This is a genomic window from Paenibacillus sp. Marseille-Q9583, from assembly GCF_976954365.1.
The window spans coordinates 1-20501 of record NZ_CDRJTB010000071.1 but is presented as its reverse complement, the minus strand read 5'-3'; the positions used below and the strand labels follow the sequence as shown (position 1 = coordinate 20501).

Sequence of the window (20501 nt, the reverse complement as noted above, 5' to 3'; positions counted from 1 at the left end):
TTATCTCCTTGTAAATAACCATAATGGCAAGGTCTCACGCTGACCTGCATACTCAAGTGCGACATCCGATGGTATTTTACCTTGATTAGGTCCGTCTGTGATCACCCTGCTGAAGTTATAGATCCTCAAATATTCGTGTAAGCGCTTTTCTAAAGTCTCAAAGGAATCAATCGTATCATCCAACCAAGCCTGCTGATAAAACTCTTTCGTCAACACTGCTGCAAATTGCTGTAAGGGCTGAAATACTTCTGTCTGATCTGCAGTAATAGCTACTTGATTTATGTTGTTCTTATGTAAAAAATCGCTGTATTTATGTTTACCTCTATCCCAGTTCGTAGTAAATTCACGACTCTTGTTCGTAACCAGATTATCAATTTGGAATTCTAAGGTCTTCATCAATGGGATGACCTTCAAATCCATAAAATCGATAAAATGAATGGCGGACTTCCGATTATATAGCTTAACTAAGCCTAATCTGGAATAGGCATCGTAGACCACGTATTGATACACCTTTCCTACCCTTGGGAACAATCCCATATAGCTAATACTCTGTTGGCACATATACCCGGGATGAGCATTTTCCGGATTTTTCATCCTATAGTCCAGAGGTTTTGGTTTCTCTTTACACCCTCTGCTGTTAGCCGCTTGCGCGCCGTCCCGCTTCTTTGCTTTAACTTCTTTGGCGTAAGCCTCCCGTTCTATTCTCTTACTAAGTCCATTTCGACGCAGCACATTATAAATACCTGACTCCCCTATGTTCACACCCACATCCTGCAGTTCGTAAAAGATTCGCTTGGGTCCATCTTCAGGGAATTTGGCAACGTATTGTAAGATCAATCTTTCCGTTCGCTTATCCACTTTATTAGGCATTACCGGCTTTCGTTCCTTCTCTGCCAGTCCATCCATCCCCTGCTCTTGGTAAGCTTTACACCACTGATAATAGATCGTCCGGGATATGCCAAACTCCTTACAGGTTTCGCTCACATTGTTGCTGATAGTCCCTTGCATGAGGATATGATATTTGTTGTTTGCATTCATCTATTACACCCCCTATTCTCTTTATTTTATACATAGTTGGCGTTAAATACAGTGCTATTCTACATTTTCATGAACAAGCATAAACACCTTAAGCGTTATACTTTCTAATATTTTAAAAAAAGAGAGACAGCTCAAGGCTTCTCCCCATTCCGAACAAAATGTGTGATGTATTCCCCTCCGGAAATCTCCAAGCAGTTCAGTCGTTGACCATAGGCACATCCACCATCCACACCAATTTTATCGCCCAGCGGACTAAACCAGATGTCTTCCGAATCATGTAGATCCATCGTCGAGGTGTGACCGAAAATAACCGTTTTGTCAGTGCTAACTACAGGATTCGTATAAAATGGCTCTCTGATCCAGATAAAATCATATGGATCCTGCTGCTTCCAATCCGCTATTAATGGATTAATGCCTGCGTGGACAAAGATATGGTCTTCCGTCTCATGATAAAGTGGCAATGAACTTAGAAAATCCAAATGATGTTTGTATTTCTGTCTAATTTCTTCTTTCAGCAGCATATAATCATGCCAGCCAAAATCCGCTTTAAAAAAATTAGAATCAGCCTCACAATAGCTCATCAATGTATACAAACCACCGTTGTTTAGCCAATGCGTATCCAGTTTATCATCCTCACTGGTGAGCGCATCATAGGCCATTTTATCATGATTGCCTTTTAGAACTGTGACGTCCCATTCCCGCTTTAGGGCCATAACTTGATCCACAATTCCTTTACTATTGAGACCTCTATCCACATAATCCCCCATCAGGATGAGCTTGTCCTCGGATGGCCGATAGTTTATTTTTTTTAATAATGCGTTGAATTCGGAATAGCTTCCGTGAATGTCGCTAATCGCTAATATTTTGATTGTAATTCCTCCTTGCTCTGGATGCTGCAAGCTAAAACGCCTTCGGCGTCCTTTAAAGGACAGTGAGCGTTTATGAAAGAATTATAAGGATAAAGTATATCGTGAAACTTATACTTTCGTATAATTAAAAAAAGACGTTCCGGGCAGAGGCACCGAAATATCTTTTTTTGTAATGGTCGCTATACGGAATCCATAACGAGCGGATCTTCATCGGGTGGAGTAAAAAGCTGGCGGCTTCTGACTTCATGCACCGCTTCTTGAAAACGATCACACAGAAAAATCAATTGGTCAATCTCTTTCTTCCCCACCTTTTCCGTAACTTCACTTAAAATACCTGAAAAAGTAGCCATCTGGGAATCATAAATCTGCTCCCCTTTATTCGTCAGACCAATATATACAACCCGCCGATCGGTATCGGACGTTGTTCGCACCACGTAACCCTTATCCTCCAAACTATTAACCATTTGTGTCGCAGTAGGTCTGCTAATTTGGAGCAAGTCGCTTAATCTAGAAATCATGACGCCCTGCTGCTCTTCGACTTCGTCTGAAAGCTTCTTTCGCTTCATTAAATTGTTTATGACATACATCATCATAAATTCTCTATACGAAATCACTTCCTTTGAGGACGGACGAGAGGTCAAACGTTTAATATTTTCAAAGGCTATAATTAGCTTTTGCTCTTGACTATTTTGAGTATCCATAGGGCACCTCCAATTTAACTCAATCTAATTAGATTACTTACCTATTTCCAAAAAATCAAGTCCAAATCACATTCTGTTTCCATAAAAATTAAATAATTAAACAGTTGTGCTAAATGATGAATTTGTGTATTATACATAAATGATAGTTTGGCTACCTAATTATTAAGACGTGAATTCCCAAACTACAATATATAGAAGTTAAAGGAGAGGAACAGCTCTGGAGCATCTTACGCAAAAGAAAAAAGTTACAATTATGATTGCTTTAATGGCGGCTATGTTTTTCGCAGCAATCAACCAGACCATTGTGGGTACTGCAATGCCCCGAATTATTGCGATGTTAGGAGGCATTGAACATTATACTTGGGTAATTACCATCTATATGCTCACCTCTACAATTGCTACCGTACTTGTCGGCAAATTATCCGATATCTATGGAAGAAAACCATTCCTCTTAGCAGGGATCGTTATTTTTATTATAGGCGCTTTCCTGTCCGGATTGTCGACAAATATTTTCCAAATGATCACTTATCGCGGGATTCAAGGTCTTGGCGGCGGGATTCTAATGTCGGCTACCGTAACCGCTGTAGGTGATTTGTTCGCTCCTAGAGAGAGAGCCAAGTGGACTGGAATTATGATGGCCATATTTGGATTCTCTAGTGTAATTGGTCCTACCCTTGGGGGCTTCATGGTGGATCACATGGCTTGGAAATGGATCTTCTGGATCTTCTTGCCTTTCGGTATCGTGGCTTTCTTTATGATTTGGAAAATGTTTCCTAAAACTGTACGTTCCACCTCAGAATCCATTGACTACTTAGGCTCCATTTTCCTTTCCCTTACCATTGTTGCACTCTTGCTCGGCTTTTCATGGGCGGGTACAAAATATGAATGGGGTTCCCCAGAGATCCTCAGCTTGTTCGGGGCATCTATTCTCGGAGTTATTATTTTAATTCTGATTGAACGAAAAGCTAAAAGTCCAGTATTGCCATTATCCTTATTTAAGAATTCCATCGTAACCATCTCCATGGTTGTAGGCTTCCTGATGAATGCCGGTATGATGGGCGCAATGATCTATCTGCCATTTTTTGTCCAAGGTGTAGAAGGTGTCTCCCCAACCAACTCGGGATTCATTAATATGCCAATGTCACTGGCAATGATTGTACTTAGTACGCTCGTGGGTAGATGGATCTCCAAATCAGGTAAATACAAGCGTTATGCCCTGATGGGTATGCCATTTATGGTTGTAGCCATGATCATAATGGCCTTTATGAGCAACATTGCGATGGCAGTAGTCAGCATGATTGTCTTCGGGATTGGTTTAGGTCTATCTATGCCAGTATTTACCTTAACCGTGCAAAATGCAGTAGCTCCTTCCATGCTAGGCGTTGCTACTGCTACAAATACTTTGTTCCGTAATTTAGGTGGAACCATCGGTATCGCTATTATGGGTACCATCATGAACACTTCATTAACGAATAAACTAGGGGCAGCGGTATCCTCTGGCAAGGGTCCGGATTTAACCAAACTTGATCCTGAATCTGCTAAACAGCTTTCCGCATTTATGAACCCGCAAATGCTGCTAGATCAGCCTAAGCTGAAGGAACTCCACACAACGCTGCCAGAGCAAATCCAGCCGCTCTTCAATCAATTGATTGAGATGCTGCGGAACGCACTAAGCGATTCCTTGACGGTTGTATTCTTAAGCGGCACGGCACTGTTAGTCATTGCAGCATTGCTTGTCCTGTTCCTTAAAGAGATTCCGTTACGAAGTGGTGAGAAAAAAACAGAGGTAACTGCAGAGGGAAAAAGCGAAGGCAAAAACCTTGAAAAGTCAGTACCTGCTGCACATTAATCACAAATAAATATACATTAGAGATGTCCGAAAACAGCTTTGGCTGTGCGGCATCTCTTTTTTTATGTGAAGGATTAGGACTCGGTTGGTTGATCGTTCAATTCTTCGAAATAATCGTAGACTTCGTTTAACAGCTCCATTAACGAATCTGTCTTTTCTCTACCCATATAATCTATCATACCTTTAAAGGTATTTCGGGATTTTGTCACGGCCATTTCGGCCAAATGCTCTCCTTTTTCCGTAAGCGTGATCTCACTGATTCGGCGATCCTGAGCATCGGCAGAACGTACTACATATCCCTGTGCAATCAGGCTGTTGACCATCTGTGTAACCGTAGGAGAAGTGACTTTAAGAAACTTGCTGATATCTGAAACCGTCTGGCCCTTCTTCCCTTCCCGTTCCTTGCCAATCTTTAAAGAGACCAACATCCGAACCTCACTAGGCTTCAATCCCCATACCGTAGTTTTACGCCAGTTCATCCTGGCAAATTGCTGAAAAGCTTCCATTAGTCCATCCACATTCTGATATTTATCTTCGTTCATTAGTACACCCCATAAGATCCATTTAATACTAAGTATAGCCTAATCGGGCATAAAAAAGAATTGATAGCTGTCAGCTCCATTTTCAAATCATTACTAGCGAGATGTATAATGAGATAAGAAGAATGGGCTTTGTCGTCCTTTACCGACGATAACTGTTAAATCGGTATATTTAAAATACAGGCAGTTCCTGCCTATTCGAAAGAGGTAACCTATCATGTCCTTTTCTTATTCTACATATGATGCTCTAGGGCTTGCTTCACTTGTCAAAGCACGTGAAGTCTCCCCTCGTGAGCTTGTCGAAGCCGCTTTCGCTCGGCTCGATGAAGTTAATCCAGTTCTTAATGCGGTCGTACGTACTCGTAGAGAAGCTGCTCTTAAGGAAGCTGACGATATGCCTGTTCATGATAGCACTCGCCCGTTTGCTGGCGTTCCTTTTCTGCTCAAGGATATCTCCCAAGCTATCGCTGGAGAACCTCTTACTTCGGGTGCCTTGCTTATGAAAGACAATATTGCCAGACGTGACTCGAACTATGTAGCACGAATCAGAAACAGCGGTTTTATTCCGCTTGGACATACGAATACGCCAGAATTCGGCCTCAAAAACATTACCGAGAACGTCCTTCATGGCCCGGCACGTAATCCGTGGAATCCCGAATATTCCCCCGGTGGTTCGAGTGGCGGCGCAGCTGCGGCGGTAGCTTCTGGTATTGTTCCGGCAGCGGGAGCTAGTGATGGCGGCGGCTCGATCCGTATCCCCGCCTCGTTCACCGGCTTGTTCGGACTGAAGCCCACTCGTGGACGTACTCCAGTAGGACCAGGTGTAGGCCGTCAATGGCAAGGCGCTTCTATTGACTTTGCATTGACAAGGTCCGTGCGCGATAGTGCTGCCATGCTGGATCTACTACAGGTCGTGCAGCCAGAGGCTGCTTTTCAAACACCGCTATATCCGGGCGTCTATCTGGACGATCTATTCAAGCCATCACAACGAAAACTACGCATAGCGTTCACAACAGCTTCTCCAGTAGGCACTCCTGTATCGAATGAAGCAGTCATTGCTGTGCTCAAAACTGTAAGATGGCTCGAAGCTGAGGGGTATGAAGTTGAAGAAAAGCTAAGTCCAGTAAATGGTGTTAGGCTGATGGAGAATTACTATACAATGAATACTGGCGAAGTGGCAGCGATGTTCGTATCGCTGGAAAAAATGATGGGACGTTCCATTACTTCCAGTGAAGTCGATATCGTTACTTGGGTCCTTGGGGAAGCCGGAAGAAAAGTCTCTGCGGCAGAATTTGTGCATAGTCTGGATGAATGGGATATTGCAGCCGCACAAATGGCAGGTCTGCTTAACCGCTACGATCTGTATATCACACCAACAAATGCGGATTCAGCTCCTAAGATTGGCGAGTTAACGCATAGCTCTGCTGAAATCGAAAAACTGCTGCATGTACATGAGTTGCCGAAAGAGGAACAAGAGCGAATGATTTACGCTATGTTTAAACCAAGCCTAACCTACACACCGTTCACCCAGCTCGCCAATTTGACGGGTCAGCCAGCTATGAGCGTTCCCGTCCATATGTCACAAGAGGGGCTACCGTTGGGGGTACAGGTAATGGCTGCTAAAGGCCGGGAAGATTTACTGCTTCAGCTTGCAGCCCATCTTGAACAATCCGAGCTGTGGGTAGGGATGACAGGGAATCCGCTTTTCCCAGGATGAAATTCATGAAGTGGTGGCTAAGTCAATTGACGATCATAGTTCTATTACTTAACTATGTTCGATCCTATTGAGAATATAATGATCGTAGGAAGATCGATAAAGATTTGAATCAAATCAAAATGAGATGGCCAAACAATGACTATGATTGGATCAAAATAGATAATAGTATTAGCGCTAATGTATAGCAGATATATATTAATAAATTAATGATTCTGGTACCTATAACTTGATTATCTAATAGTATTTTCGAAAGATAATAGTATAACAATGTATATTTTAATAGATGAATGCTTATATTATTATATGAATAGAGATAAAATTGCTAGAAAGAAGCCCGTACTCTTTATTAGTGCAGGCTTCTTTCTGTACTATTTGAAAAACTGCGTGAAATAAAAACATTCAGTCTAATCAAGCAGCTCTTACATCAGCTGCTCATTCTGTTCCTTTCTTTTCATCCTACTTTAAGTTCAGCAGACGGTTTGTCGACTAGGCTAGTAAATAAATTTCATCCCTTCAAATAGAAAACGCGCTGGGCGTAGGTTCTATGGGACTATGTTTTTGTCCTCTTCACGGCATCTAGCAACCGCACTAACTGAAACCAAAGATTGTCTTCGTCCAATTTCCTCCAAAGGGCAGAAAGAATTCGCTTGGCATCTGTACGAATGGCCACTATGAAGCAGCAGGCCGGAGTAGAATTTACTACTCCCCCAGGCGGAATAGTTAACGATGCTGTTAACCTTTATAATGTAAATAACTATATCTCGGCGAGTTTAACTGTTTTACTCAGCAGCTTCCAGTATCGTATTAATCACTTTCACACATAGCAATTAGTATAATCTGATATCAATCACATGCTCGCTGTTAGCTTATCAGCCTAAACAAGCATTCTCTTCGCCTTCCATGTGTTTAAACCATTAAACCCATAACGCGAAGCTACCATCGCAATAATCATACTAGATTCTTTTAGGCAATTAAATATATTGATGCGAACGGCTACATATAGTCTAATCCGATGCTACGTACCTCTCGCTTCTCCTAAAGTCGAGCGAGAAATCTAACCAAGGCTTCCCCCCATAAAAAACAGCGGAAGTTAAGGACTTTAATTTCATGTCCAACTCCTACTGTTTATGATTAGAGTACAATAAATCCATTTCCATCAGTTCCTGACTCTCCAGAATCAAAAATCCCGAAAACAAACCGGATGCCATCTATACTCCAAACTATTTTCCACTTCTTAATTCCGAGATTTGCTCTCGAAGATCAGACAACTTATCACGCAGTTCAGTCTCTTTATCCATCATTTTCCGCTGCGTCTCCAATATGGCACGCTCTTTATCAATCTCAGCATTTAACTGCAGCTTTTCAATCTCGCGTATAAAGTTCTGTTCCTTCTTTTCAGCCTCACCCTTAATCTGTTGTAACTCTCTCTTCATCTCTTGCATTTCCTCTTGAAATTTATCCTTCTTTCTTACGACCCTCTTTCATATCCTGTAGTTTGACTTAAGGGTACTATTTTCCGTCCCACAAACAATCCTGGACTTCAACTTTCCCTGACTCTCTTTTCCCGTAATGATCCCGTCCTTTAAAAGCTGTTGTCTCCACTCCTTTACCGTTTCCTCATTCAATTATTTCGTACATCTCATCGATTTTTTATGATATAAAACATGCGGTAAATATACATCTTCCTCAATACCAAGTTCGTTTTCGATATCAGTGAGAGCACCATCTTCATTAGCTGCTAAACCACGTAATTTGTTATAAAATTCCATAAGGTATTCCAATTGTTCTACAGTCTTAATCATCCGTAATCGCCCTTTCAGATTGATCGACTCCACGTTCATGATATGGATCCTGTTACGGTATCTATCATGTGCCGTTGTCTTCATATTCCTTTACACGCCTAAAGAAAGTAGTCCTTCCCATACCTGCCATTTTCATAGCTACAGTAGTCGTTATACTCCCTTCCTTCCATTGATTGTACACATGCAAAAGCTTAGCATTGATCTCCTTCTTCGGTCTTATCGAACAAGGTTTCATTATCGAGGCAAACAATATCCGCTCCGATCTCGCGCGTGATATATTTCCATTCGGCAATGATGCCATCATAATCACCCCCCAGCCGATCTAGCGCATCCATGTACACAAGATCCCTCTCACGGATCATCAGCCGCATGGCCTGATAGCGTGGTCGTTCGAAATCCTTGCCGCTTAGCTTGTCCACAAAAATAAACCGTTCCTCAATGCCCAGCTCCCGACCACATTTTGGAACATAATAACAGACGTTTTTAAAGTGTCCACAAAAGCATGCTTTTATGGCTGCCGATCGATAAGCCGGTCGTTGGATTGCGCTTCATCTTGCCATTCACCAGGAATGTATTGGCAGCAGCAGCTGCGGTGGATCCGCGAACCGGCCAGCGCCGGGGTAGCCAGGGAATACCTGCAGGCACTCCTGCAGACGGCAGGTATGGCCACCGGTGAGCGCTGCAGCGAGTAGCCTGACGTATGCCCGTTCGCGGTATCCACATCCGGAAGCCGCCGGCTGCTACCGATCGCTGAGCCGGCACCGTGCCGGGTAGTCCGGGAACTGCGGCAGGCACTCCTGCAGACGGCGGGTATGGCCACCGGTGGGCACTGTAGTGAGCTGCCAGGCGTTCGCCGGTCCTGGTGCATCCGCCTCCGGAAGAGCGCCGGATGCTGCGGATCAAAAAACCGATCACCTGGTTGTGCTGCAACTTGCAGCAGCAGCATCTGCGGCGGATCCGCGAGCCAGCACTGAGCCAGGGAGCCCGAAAATAACTGCAGGCACTCCTGCAGGCAGGAATGGCCACGGGTGAGCACTGCAGCGAGCAGCCCAGCGTTCGCCGACCACCCAGAGATTGACCTATATTGGAATCCCTCAAGCATAAAAAAGGAACCCGCGCTGGTATCAGCGTGAATTCCCCTCACCTGTAAGATTGTTATTTAGCAACTGCAATCTTCATTTCCAAGTCCTTGTAATAGGTCTTGATCCATTTTTTTCCTGAGTCTTTCAGGATGTCTCCTTTAGCGTCTATGGTGTACGTAAAAGGCCTAATTGTGATGGTTTTCGGCACTGCTTTGAAGGAGGCTGCATAGAACAGGTCTTCTTTACTGTTTGCTGTGATCGGTCGCTTGATGTCGATGTCGCTGACGGTTGCCTGAATTAGATTTCCTTTCTCATCGGCAATGTCATACAACATCTTGCTTGAACGCCCTTTGGATTTGGCTGCTCCAGGAACTTTCCCGCTGCTGTGCAGCTTGAGTTCCATCATTAACGGCGTCATCTGGAAATAGTCCACGGTATAGCTAAAATCCCCGCTTTTTTGAGTTGTCCCCGGCTGCAAGGTTGCAAGACTATTCAGCTTTTTCACCGGGACGGTAAAGGTAAATGGCTCCTTGACGCTCTTGGTGTACACCTCTATCGTCATTTTGAATTCATCCGCGAGCTGCGGTTTGCCATCTTTGGGGATGTTGAAAGAGAGCAAAGCTGCCCTTTCATCTTCCGGCATAGACGTCACATAGGGAAGATATAACATCCTTTTCCCATTAACAGACAAAACCGGGATCTGCGCGATATCAATAATGATCCCCTTACCCACAGTGCCTCCCTCCTGCCGGAATGCCATGTCAAGACGGTTCCCGTCAAAAATTACTTTGGATATACTGAGCGTTACGCCCTCGTGGGTAATCGCTAGATTGGAACTGGCAGATTGCCCGGAGGTCTCGGCACTAACGGTTGAAGGGAACCCGCTGCCTGTGACTGCCATTACCAACGTTACTGCCAATGCTGCTCCAGCGAATTTTTTTCTCAATTCAGGTTTCATAGAATTCAATGGATTCGCTCCTGTCCTATTTTTTATGAAAAGAAAAAGGGAGCTATCCCCAGGTCATTATTGATGACCTGCGGGACTCTCCCCTTCTCTAATGGATTAAGGCTTAACAGGAATGGTCAATTCCAGATCTTTCAGATATGTTTTCTCACCCACACTGTTCTTTCCTTGGCCGACAACGCTCCAATCCTTGTTGTTCACAGTAAGAGTAAATGGCTTGATTGTAATCGTTTTAGGTGTGCCAGCAAAAGGAGAAAACAGTTGATCAATCTGATATTCAGTCTTGGGTTCGCTGTTGAAATACTCGAATCTGCTCGGATTCACGACATTTCCTTGGTCGTCTACAAGCTCGTAATAGACCATACTAGCGCTGTAATCACCGGTTTGCCCCGGAGATTGTGGTACTTGGCCCTTACTATCCAGAACGAAACGGGTGGACACCGGCGAAATATCCAGTTGCTTAACGGTATAACTGAACTGTCCGTCAGATTTGGAGGCCTCTGGTTTCACAACAATCGATTTATTCTCCACGTTCACAGGAATCTTGAATTCAAAAGCTTCTTTCACCTGTGTAACATTCGCCTGAATGGTCAGCTCGAATTGGTCAGGCAAATTTAGACCCTTAGTCACTTCAACTACATAAGCATTCTTCTGCCTAGGCGAGTCGCCAAAGCTGCCTCCGCCATATTCAATGGCTTGTCCGTTAGCGAGGATCGTTGGCATTTTAATATAACCTTTAAGCTGATCCTTTTCCTCAACATCTTTTTCAAAAAGGTATGGAGAGCCTGTATTCGGCAAATCTACGCCTTCACGTTCCAAAACGAAGGACAACCGGGTTCCATCATAAAGTAAATTAGCTACCTTCAGCGTGATTCCTTCATGGGTTACACTCAGGTTAGGTTCTGTTACGATTCCTTGTTTAATGGCAGTATCCAAAGCTTCGTTGCTGGTTCCTTCAAAGAGAATTCCAACAATAGGAATTTGCTTTAACGTTGAAGCCATTGCCGGTGATACAAATCCCGTACCCACCACACCTGCACCAAGGATGGCTGCTGCTGCGGCCACTACTGCTGTTCTTTTCATTAAATTAGGTTTGGATGATGTTCTTTTCAATTCACTCGCTCCAATCGTATTCATAATTTGATAACTCATACTTTTCTTTGGTAAAGACGATTCACGAATCATTTGTTCGATGGCATTCATTTCAGCGAATTCCGTTTGTTCCGGCGAATGTCCCATGTGCTATCTCTCCTTTTCGGCTTTTACATTCCATCAGTTTGCGGCGCAATCGTTCATATTTTTTCCGTATGGTTGCGGACTTGAGGCCCATGATTTCGCCTATTTCCTCAAAGGTGTACTGCTCTACTGCCTTAAGGAGTAAAATATGACGCTCTTCAGTTGTGAGAAAAGTCAAAAGCTCACAAACCTCTGACTCATGACGGGAGATTTGCAGCACAGGCTGCTGCTCTTTATAATGATCGATCAGCTTAAGCCAGCGGCTCTGTCTCTTCTTCAAATTGATTAGATGATGGTATGCCATCTTATACAGCCAGGCTGAGAAGGATACTTGCCTGCTGTACTGGTGAAGATTTTGATAGGCGCGAATAAAGATCTCCTGTACGGCATCTTCCGTCTCCGCATGATTTTTCAGGATATAATAGCAGTAGGTATACATTTGCCGTTCAAACTGGATGATGATCGCACTGTATGCCTCTTTGTCTCCTGCTCTGACCTGTTCTACAACCGCTTCAATAGCATTCCATTTTCCTTCCTCTTCCCCGGGGATGGTTGGCTGCAAGAGCTCACCTCCTTTCTTGTTTACCTATATAACAATCTCGTAATGCTATTTTGTGACACTATTTTTTAATATGCAGTTAGATTAGGGACTACAAACGCAGTGAGATTAATTACATATACGAACAAAATCACCCAGGTTCCGTTACAGAGACAAACTCTGGGGATTCTCCAGACTCCAGGTCGTAGGCACTGATGGCTGAAAAAAAAGGTATCACTGAGGACGAAGCTTCTGCCATCATTCTAAATGATTCAGGCGCCAATAATAGAAGCTCGTTAGAAAGTAGAGAAGCTGCAGCACACTTAAACACATTTAGAACTGTAACCAAGATGCTCGATGGTATTAATAAAGCGATGTTTTGGACTCGTTGCTTTGTAATGGCAAGTGCAGGACTAGTAACACAATCGCATTTAAATATTGGTGGGTTGTCACTTTTTTGAATTCCCCATATTGTAAAGTTCTTTCCGGTCTACACCTTCCGATGTGGAAATGCAAAGCACCAGAGATCCATTTATGAAGGTTGATTTGTCCCTCCCCCCTCCTTCGATTGGAATCACTAACCAGATGATGCGTGCCTTTGAGTCGCCAAAAAATAAAAAAAGCCGCACCAAGCGCGGCTTCTATTTGATAAAGCACTTGCCTCTTCAGTTGGAAATCATATTAGAAAACGATTTACATCCTCATTAGGACATTGAAACTTCTCATGATCAAATCGTTATACAGGAGAGACGTTATAGTAATGTAGCAAACAATAATGGAAGAGTTATAAAACCATGAGCAAATATAAAATACTATATAAACCTTAAAAAGAATCTTCTAAAATGGAAATTAGGTTTCTATATCAGTTTTAGATTTTTCTGCGTAACTGGCTATAGCAGCCGAGAAGTCATTAGAAGTAAATGCTTTCAAATCGTCAATTGTTCCTTCTTCAATAGTGCCCGAAGCTTTTCCATTGAAAATGGCTAACTCCTTAGTATCTTGGTTAGTATACAATGGATCTACTATTTTATTTATTCGCATTTGAACAAAATCTTTTGATAAATCACTGTTAGCGTAATCTACGATCATTTTTCGGAATTTTAAAATATGATAATTATTTAATTTCGTTGTAAACATAGCTTTCTGCAACTTCATTGTTTTTTTAAACCAATACTGATCTAAAATGCATTGGGTAAGTGCTCCAACTATTAATGCAACAAAGCTCACGCTACTCCTGCTCCCGCCCGCAAATGCCATAGAAGAAGAGATGGATGGCTTCCTCAAGGAAGGCATCTATATCTTCTTGTTTGCTGGCTTCATCTAGCATTTCTCCCGAACTTCGAATATACATTCCTATAAATGAAAGTATCCCGTTGGTGGACACTTTATTTGAAATTTCTCCTCGTGCTTTGCCATCCTCCACCATCTTGACCATCAATGGTAAAACGTCATTTGTGTAACGTTCTTCAATATAATGAAACATTTCCTGGTCCTCAATCATAAGCTCCTTCACAGTCGTAGGAGACAATGAACTGTAGGTTTCTCTCTCCATCGTCATAATGTATTCAATAATCTCTTTTAGAGAATGCTCTCCATGAATGTAATCTTCAAATTCGCGAATGGCCTTCTCTATAAAATCCTTAAAGGCCTCACCAAGCAGTGCTTCCTTGCTGCCAAAATAATTATAAATCGTCACCTGTGAGACGCCTGCCTCTTTCGCAATGTCTGCGATTCGGAGGCGTTTGGGCTCACTGCTCTTGAGCATCTCCATCGTAGTCTTCATAATTTTGAGTTTTATTTGAGCCGCTCTTTTCTCAAATCCATTCATGCTATCCACCCTTAACTTCATTATATAGTGCGCTTATTTAAATTTAATGAAATATTTATTATCAATTATTTCATAATCCCATTGACTTCACTATTCACTAGGAATAATATAACATATGAAATATCCAATTAGTAATAGTTCATTATTTTGCAGCGGGGGTGGCGGCATGCTTGTAGTTGAAGGCTTAACCAAACGTTTTTCGAATGGCAAAGGAATCGAAGATGTTACGTTTACCGTTAATAAAGGTGAGGTATTTGGGTTTCTGGGGCCTAATGGCGCGGGTAAATCTACGACCATAAGACATATCATGGGATTTATGATGCCGGATCAAGGTAATGCGAGCATCCATGGACTTGATGTATGGAAAGCACAAGGCACAGTCCAAAAGCATATTGGCTATCTACCCGGTGAAATCAACTTTTTTGACGGGATGACGGGCCTTTCCTTCCTTAAGTTCATGTCTGGTATGCAAGGGATGAAGAACACTACTAAACGCGACCACCTTATTGAAAGACTGCAATTTGACGCCGCAACTCCGATCCGCAAAATGTCAAAGGGAATGAAGCAAAAAGTCGGTATTGTCGCAGCCTTTATGCACAATCCTGAAGTTATTATTCTGGATGAACCCACCTCGGGACTCGACCCGCTTATGCAAAAGGTATTTATAGATCTCGTATTGGAGGAAAAAGCAGCCGGAACCACCTTTCTAATGTCCTCTCACAGCTTTCAAGAAATTGAGCGCACCTGTGACCGAGCTGCAATCATTAAAGACGGACGCATTGTCACTGTAAAAAATATTCATGAATTACAATCGATGCAGCGGAAGCTGTTTGAAGTTGTTTTCGCGAGTCGTGAAGATGCAGAACAATTCGCCGCCTCCGGCCTGCAAGTCGAAGCTCGTGAAGGAAATATGGTCCGCATTGCCGTTCAGGGGAATTACGATCGATTCATTCAGGAGACCGGGAAATATAATATCCGCAGTATGGATGTGTTCACGCAGAATCTAGAGGACATTTTCATGGACTATTATGACCGTGAGGGGGCCGTGCAATGAATCTTCCACTTTATAAAGAAATGATGAGGGTGAACCTCAAAGGCATTATGAATTACGCCTTCGGTTCTGCCTTCTATATTCTGTTTATGATCTGGCTATATCCTGGGATCGCCGGAAGCACACAAGCCATTGATGACCTCATTAAAGCTATGCCGGAAGGTGTAGGTAAAGCCTTTGGATTAAACAGCGGATTTACCAGTGCAGAGGCTTTTATCTCAGGAGAATATTATGGACTTATTCTGGTACTGATTCTATCCATTGTATGTGTACAAATGTCGACGCAGCTCATGGCTCGACTTGTGGATCGTGGCTCAATGGCTTATCTTCTGATAGCACCAACTACGCGGAGAAAAGTAGCTACCACGCAGGCGCTTGTACTCATAACAGCTTTACTCCTGATTATGGGTGTAACCACACTCGCCGGACTATTAGGTAAAGCATGGTTCCTCGGCAGTGAATATGAATTTAACAGCGGACGTTTTGTACAGTTGAATACCGTTGCCTTTTTATTGTTTTTTGCCGTTGCGGGACTGACTTTTCTGATTTCCTCGGTATGTAATGATGAGAAAAAAGCGCTGGGGATTTCCGGCGCTATCACCTTCGGATTCTTCACTCTGGATCTGCTCGGCAAAATAAGCGATAAACTTGAGGGGTTACGTTACCTGACCTTGTTCTCCTTCTATCAGCCGGGTAAAATCGTTCAAGGAAATGTGGAGATTATTCAGGTTTCTAGTTGGTTACTGTTGATCGGTATTCTCGCTTTTGCCATAGGGATCGAGCTGTTCAGACGACGGGATCTTCCATTATAAGATTAAGGGACGCTCCAATAGCATGTGGCTACTGGAGCGTCCCTCTTTCATATAGAAGAATATAATAAGCTTCTTCACACTAGAGAAGCATTATTTTAAAATATAAGGATTTTGAAGCCGAAGGCGTTTATGCTTTTGATTTTGTATCCGGTCTAGGGACACCAAAGTTTGGCGTTCCATCCTCATTCCACTGGATCACTTGCACACGCGCGTGCCGATTAGGATCATATAACGGGTCTCCCACAATTTCCTTATAGCTTCTAGCATGGAACACTAGGATATCCTGTGTGCCATCTTCTGAGACTGTAAAGCTATTATGTCCCGGTCCATATTGACCGTTTTCTTCAGAAGTTGTAAACACAGGTTCTGGTGTTTTGGCCCATGATTTCGGATCCATTAAATCACTATCCTCATCAGCGGTTAACAACCCCATACAGTAGTTATGATCTGTTGCACTTGCCGAGAAAGTCATGAAAATACGTCCATTTCGCTTAAGAACTGCCGCACCCTCATTCACCAGGAAACCGATTTTTTCCCATTCATATTCAGGCGTGGTGATGCACACCTGCTCTCCTTTTAACGTCCAAGGATTTTCCATTTCAGAGATATACATATTAGAATTACCAGGGATATCGGGATCCTTTTGTGCCCATACGTAGTATCTAACCCCTCTGTGTTCAAAAGTGGTTGCATCCAGGGCAAAGGATTCCCATTTCGTTTTGATTTGACCCTTTTCCACCCACTCACCTTCTAATGGATTTACGGATGAGTTTTCTATGGCAAACATACGATGATCAAACAATCCATCTTTCGTATCGGAGGTATGTGCAGCTGCAAAATACACGTACCATTTTCCATCAATATAATGAATCTCGGGCGCCCAAATATTGGCACTCATTAAGCCTGTTTCATGCTTAACCCAAATGGTCTTACCCTCAGCCTCAGCTAATCCCTGAATGGATTCAGCACGACGAAGCTCGATTCTATCAAACTCCGGAACCGAAGCTATGAAATAATAATAACCATCAGTATGTTTATAGATCCATGGATCTGCCCTTTGCTCAATAAGCGGATTTTTCGCATTGAATTCTCTCATGATGACAACTCCTATATCTCTCTTTATTTTTAATTTTATGGGTCACCAAAACACACCCTTCCTTATAAGAAGGCAAGGTGTATTTAAGCTATGTTCATTTGATCTACCCTTTAATACCTGAATTCAAGTTAATAGATTGAACGAAGTATTTTTGAGCAAATATAAATAACAGTAGGGTTGGAACGATCGCCAAGATTGCCGACCCCATTAATTGCCCGATCATACGATAGTTTCCGTAGATATCTTGTAGCAAGAGCAACCCAGCTGTAACTGGCATTTTGTCTACATCTGTGTATACGATAACCGGCCAGAGGAAGTCATTCCAAGATCCCGTAAAGGAGAACAATCCGCAAACAATCAGAATCGGCTTAACTAACGGCAATATAATTTGTGCGAAAATTCTAAAGTCACTTGCACCATCAACTTTTGCAGACTCATCTAATTCTTTTGGGATACCGTTCATAAACTGTCTGACCAAGAAGATATTCCCCATACCCGCAAGACCGGGAATGATCATTGCCCAAGAAGTGTTCACCCAGCCCAAGGAATCGATAATTTTATAAGAAGGAATTAAGTTAACTACACCCGGGAAAAAGGAGATCCCTAGCAAAGTAAAGAACAGTGTGTCTCTTCCTTTAAAGTTAATACGGGTATAACCAAAGCCTGTAATCGAAATCACAATAACCACCAGAATTGTGTGGGTTGTAGCGATAAACAATGAATTACCTAGCCAACGTAGAATTGGGGCTGTAGAAGTATTGTTCAGAATCGTAACATAGTTCTCAAAGACCCATGTTTCAGGAAATAATCTAAAGCCTGAAGAAACCACTTCCGTTTGTGATCTAAAAGACGTGGAAATCCCGAAGATTACTGGAATAATCCAAATCACACAAAGGATAAGCAAAAAAGCATATGATACATATTTTGAAATGCTAACATTGGATGATCCTTTTACTTTGCCTGTTCTATTTACAACTGGACGATTATCTAGGCCATTTACCGCCTGATTTGACATTTTAGTACACCTACCTTTTCCATTTCCTTGTTAATCAAATAGTTCCCGAGAACCTTATGTAGCATTTCGGTTCATTACATAATATTGCAGTGCTGAGATCACCAAGATTACTAATCCCAATAACACTGCCATCGCCGATGCCATCCCTGCAATGGATTCACCGTTTCCGAAAGCTAATTGACGAATATACATCATGAGTACGTGTGTACTTTGTCGAGGCCCGCCATCGGTCATCATTAACGGTTGGCCGAATACATTGAAGGCTCCGGCAGTTGTCATAACAAAGGTATAGATTAATGGAAAACGAATAGATGGCAAGGTGATACTTGTGAATCTTTTAATTGAACCCGCACCATCGAGCTCGGCTGATTCATATAATTCTTGCGCAACGCCACTTAAGGAAGCACGATAAATAATCATGTTGCCCCCAATACCACCCCATAGTGTGATTACAATGATGATAATCCACGCATACGGCTGATTTGCAGGCCAAGCAATTTGTGATCCGAATAGATTACCAGTAATCCCCAATTGCTTATTAAAGATCAAAAGCCAGATTAGTGCAGCCGCAGAAATCGAAATCAAGCCCGGAATATAGAGAATAGATTGAATTAAGCTCTTCATTTTAACTTTTTTATGTTCTAGTGCAACAGCAACCATTAATGGGATAACTATTAATAATGGAACAGAGAGACCCACAAAGATCAATGTATTTTTCAGACCTCTGAAAAATTGAGTATGAAACGTTGATTTGCCATCAAAAAGAATGGCCTTATAGTTATCAAAGCCTACCCATACCGGGTCACTCATTAAATTCCACTTTGTAAATGAAGCATAAATCCCATAAATCGTTGGCAATAAAATGAAGACAGCAAACAAAATGACGTGCGGACCTACAAAGAAGGCAGGTGCCCAGTTTATTTTCTTTTTCATAGGATTTCATTTCTCCTTTTGCACAAAGTAATGCGCCACAGTACGGCACATTACTTCGTACAATCTATTCTATTTCGCTTTATTTCGCTGCACTGCTGCTTTCTGCGATCTTATCTTCTACAAACTTCTGCATGGTTGCCAAGGTCTCATCTAGATCAACGTTACCACGAACGATATCTGCGCAATAAGTATCTACTGCTTCTGCAATGTATGGGTAGTACTCATATGTGTAAATGTAAAGGGATTCAATTTCTTTTTCATTAGAAGTAAAGAAGGATTGCATGTAGTTTTGGTATTCAGGGCTTTGGTTAACTACGTTACTTGCTACGTTTTGACCAGCTTTTGCCCATTCCATTGAGTTTGTACGCACATATTCTAAGAAGTTAGCAATCCCTACTTCTTTTTCATCTGTTCTCTTATCGTTCTTAAGCATAGCGAACAAGTGAGAAGAAGATCTATTCGTGAATTTATCAGCGGTTGGAGAATAAATGTTAGTCACACCAAAGTTCAAGCCTTCAACTCCAGCATGTGCGGTAGAACTCCAAGTTCCGTCTGTGGAGAAGAGTACGTTTTGGGATTGGAACATCAAGTAACCGTCTTCACCAAATGGAGTCATCAAACCAGCATCAGCAATTTTCTTAACGTCTTCAAAGGCTTGTTTAAATACTGGGGAGTTAACAGCCGGTTTGCCGTCCACCTGAATATCTCCACCCAAGTTTTGAATTTGAGCCAGGATAACCCATCCGAGCAAGGCATCATTAACTACATAGTCACCTTCATCCAATTTACCTTGTAAGGAAAGCATTTCATCAATCGTAACAACGTTATCATCCAAGAAAGATTCAGCATTATATTTCTTGAGCAAATCTTTATTGTAATACATTACGTTACTGTGGATATCAAGAGGTACTGTGTATTGCGTTCCGTCGATGTTACCAGTGTTCCAAGCTTGTGGTAAGTAATTTTCAGCTTTTAGTTCAGGTTGTGCCGGCAATACAGTATCTTGCATGGGTTCTAAGACACCTTGCTTAACAAACCCAGGAACACGGTCAGCGTGAATAATTGCTAAATCAGGCACACCTTTGCTGGAAGCCAAAACGGTAGAAATTTTCGTGTACATATCAGCTGTAATAACGTGCTTCACTTTAATCTCTGGATTCGTTGCATTGTAGTCTTTAACGATTTGATCCATATAAGCACCATCATCACCAGTCAGTGGTGTCCAGAACGTAATCGTCTTACTATCATCTTTACCACCACATCCTGCTAACACTGTCGTTAACATTAGAACCGTTGCTAATACTACTCCAAATTTCTTTTTCATTACTCTCTCCCCCTGCAGCTGTAATGTTAAGATAATCATTCACATTAACTTTGTTGGAAACGATTAACTTAAACTTAGTATACAGTCGCTTTGAAAGCGTAGTCAAT

General features: G+C 42.4%; 22 protein-coding genes and 1 pseudogene. 6 read left to right on the top strand and 17 right to left on the bottom strand.

The features are described from left to right. The 3 genes from ACWNM1_RS25095 to ACWNM1_RS25085 all read right to left on the bottom strand — a co-directional run bounded on the left by ACWNM1_RS25095 (position 1) and on the right by ACWNM1_RS25085 (position 2608). Entirely contained in the window at positions 1–1038 is a 1038-nt protein-coding gene (locus tag ACWNM1_RS25095) for a helix-turn-helix domain-containing protein (RefSeq protein ID WP_449603072.1), read from the bottom strand. 131 nt (positions 1039–1169) lie between these two features. Continuing rightward, complete coding sequence (locus tag ACWNM1_RS25090; protein ID WP_449603071.1) at positions 1170–1937, bottom strand: metallophosphoesterase family protein; 768 nt, start codon at positions 1935–1937, stop codon at positions 1170–1172. Positions 1938–2086: 149 nt separating this feature from the next. Next, positions 2087–2608, bottom strand: a complete 522-nt coding sequence (locus ACWNM1_RS25085) for a MarR family winged helix-turn-helix transcriptional regulator (protein WP_449603070.1) — start codon at positions 2606–2608, stop codon at positions 2087–2089. A 217-nt stretch (positions 2609–2825) separates the two neighbouring features. On the opposite strand from ACWNM1_RS25085, the gene ACWNM1_RS25080 reads away from it, so the two are divergent. Then, entirely contained in the window at positions 2826–4457 is a 1632-nt protein-coding gene (locus ACWNM1_RS25080) for an MDR family MFS transporter (RefSeq protein WP_449603083.1), read from the top strand. A 74-nt stretch (positions 4458–4531) separates the two neighbouring features. Here the strand turns inward: ACWNM1_RS25080 and ACWNM1_RS25075 are convergent, their stop codons facing one another. After that, on the bottom strand, positions 4532–4999 hold the full coding sequence (locus tag ACWNM1_RS25075) for a MarR family winged helix-turn-helix transcriptional regulator (protein WP_449603069.1): 468 nt from the start codon (positions 4997–4999) through the stop codon (positions 4532–4534). 214 nt (positions 5000–5213) lie between these two features. Between ACWNM1_RS25075 and ACWNM1_RS25070 the strand changes: the two genes are divergently transcribed. Beyond that, a complete protein-coding gene (locus ACWNM1_RS25070) occupies positions 5214–6713 on the top strand; it encodes an amidase (protein WP_449603068.1) in 1500 nt (499 codons plus the stop codon). Positions 6714–7933: 1220 nt separating this feature from the next. On the opposite strand, the gene ACWNM1_RS25065 is transcribed toward ACWNM1_RS25070, so the two are convergent. From ACWNM1_RS25065 to ACWNM1_RS25055, 3 genes and pseudogenes are all read right to left on the bottom strand, one after another. Beyond that, positions 7934–8146 (bottom strand): hypothetical protein, encoded by a 213-nt coding sequence (locus ACWNM1_RS25065; protein WP_449603067.1) that lies wholly within the window; start codon positions 8144–8146, stop codon positions 7934–7936. A 192-nt stretch (positions 8147–8338) separates the two neighbouring features. Then, the gene (locus tag ACWNM1_RS25060; protein WP_449603066.1) at positions 8339–8515 is read right to left on the bottom strand and encodes a hypothetical protein; all 177 of its coding nucleotides are present in this window, start codon (positions 8513–8515) and stop codon (positions 8339–8341) included. 218 nt (positions 8516–8733) lie between these two features. Next, a pseudogene (locus tag ACWNM1_RS25055) lies at positions 8734–8964 on the bottom strand (recombinase family protein); the annotation flags it as partial. Between the two features lie 385 nt (positions 8965–9349). Here ACWNM1_RS25055 and ACWNM1_RS25050 point away from each other — a divergent pair. Then, positions 9350–9547: a hypothetical protein gene (locus ACWNM1_RS25050; RefSeq protein WP_449603065.1), complete on the top strand. Its 198-nt coding sequence runs from the start codon at positions 9350–9352 to the stop codon at positions 9545–9547. Positions 9548–9670: 123 nt separating this feature from the next. Here the strand turns inward: ACWNM1_RS25050 and ACWNM1_RS25045 are convergent, their stop codons facing one another. From ACWNM1_RS25045 to ACWNM1_RS25035, 3 genes are all read right to left on the bottom strand, one after another. Next, positions 9671–10555, bottom strand: a complete 885-nt coding sequence (locus tag ACWNM1_RS25045; RefSeq protein ID WP_449603082.1) for a DUF5643 domain-containing protein — start codon at positions 10553–10555, stop codon at positions 9671–9673. Between the two features lie 105 nt (positions 10556–10660). Further along, positions 10661–11800, bottom strand: a complete 1140-nt coding sequence (locus ACWNM1_RS25040; RefSeq protein WP_076284283.1) for a DUF4179 domain-containing protein — start codon at positions 11798–11800, stop codon at positions 10661–10663. Beyond that, positions 11766–12359, bottom strand: coding sequence for an RNA polymerase sigma factor (locus ACWNM1_RS25035; RefSeq protein WP_449603064.1), 594 nt, complete (start codon positions 12357–12359; stop codon positions 11766–11768). Before ACWNM1_RS25035 ends, ACWNM1_RS25040 begins: the two co-directional genes overlap by 35 nt. Positions 12360–12550: 191 nt before the next feature. Here ACWNM1_RS25035 and ACWNM1_RS25030 point away from each other — a divergent pair, with 191 nt between their 5' ends. Then, entirely contained in the window at positions 12551–12796 is a 246-nt protein-coding gene (locus tag ACWNM1_RS25030; RefSeq protein ID WP_449603063.1) for a hypothetical protein, read from the top strand. Between the two features lie 388 nt (positions 12797–13184). Here the strand turns inward: ACWNM1_RS25030 and ACWNM1_RS25025 are convergent, their stop codons facing one another. Next, the gene (locus ACWNM1_RS25025; protein WP_449603062.1) at positions 13185–13562 is read right to left on the bottom strand and encodes a hypothetical protein; all 378 of its coding nucleotides are present in this window, start codon (positions 13560–13562) and stop codon (positions 13185–13187) included. Position 13563: 1 nt separating this feature from the next. Continuing rightward, entirely contained in the window at positions 13564–14163 is a 600-nt protein-coding gene (locus tag ACWNM1_RS25020; RefSeq protein WP_449603061.1) for a TetR/AcrR family transcriptional regulator, read from the bottom strand. Between the two features lie 166 nt (positions 14164–14329). Here ACWNM1_RS25020 and ACWNM1_RS25015 point away from each other — a divergent pair, with 166 nt between their 5' ends. Beyond that, positions 14330–15217: an ABC transporter ATP-binding protein gene (locus ACWNM1_RS25015; protein WP_449603081.1), complete on the top strand. Its 888-nt coding sequence runs from the start codon at positions 14330–14332 to the stop codon at positions 15215–15217. After that, positions 15214–16026 carry an ABC transporter permease subunit gene (locus tag ACWNM1_RS25010; protein WP_449603060.1) on the top strand — a complete coding sequence of 271 codons (813 nt, stop codon included), beginning with the start codon at positions 15214–15216 and terminating at the stop codon, positions 16024–16026. The genes ACWNM1_RS25015 and ACWNM1_RS25010 overlap by 4 nt, the downstream gene beginning before the upstream one ends. Positions 16027–16153: 127 nt before the next feature. Here the strand turns inward: ACWNM1_RS25010 and ACWNM1_RS25005 are convergent, their stop codons facing one another. From ACWNM1_RS25005 to ACWNM1_RS24985, 5 genes are all read right to left on the bottom strand, one after another. Continuing rightward, positions 16154–17122, bottom strand: a complete 969-nt coding sequence (locus ACWNM1_RS25005) for a glycoside hydrolase family 43 protein (RefSeq protein ID WP_449603059.1) — start codon at positions 17120–17122, stop codon at positions 16154–16156. A 103-nt stretch (positions 17123–17225) separates the two neighbouring features. Then, complete coding sequence (locus tag ACWNM1_RS25000) at positions 17226–18137, bottom strand: carbohydrate ABC transporter permease (RefSeq protein ID WP_042186041.1); 912 nt, start codon at positions 18135–18137, stop codon at positions 17226–17228. 54 nt (positions 18138–18191) lie between these two features. Further along, on the bottom strand, positions 18192–19070 hold the full coding sequence (locus ACWNM1_RS24995; RefSeq protein ID WP_042186039.1) for a carbohydrate ABC transporter permease: 879 nt from the start codon (positions 19068–19070) through the stop codon (positions 18192–18194). Positions 19071–19149: 79 nt separating this feature from the next. Beyond that, positions 19150–20394 carry an extracellular solute-binding protein gene (locus tag ACWNM1_RS24990; protein ID WP_339246106.1) on the bottom strand — a complete coding sequence of 415 codons (1245 nt, stop codon included), beginning with the start codon at positions 20392–20394 and terminating at the stop codon, positions 19150–19152. After that, on the bottom strand, positions 20321–20501 hold a 181-nt coding region (locus tag ACWNM1_RS24985), incomplete at its 5' end, for a hypothetical protein (RefSeq protein WP_449603058.1). The genes ACWNM1_RS24990 and ACWNM1_RS24985, both read right to left, overlap by 74 nt.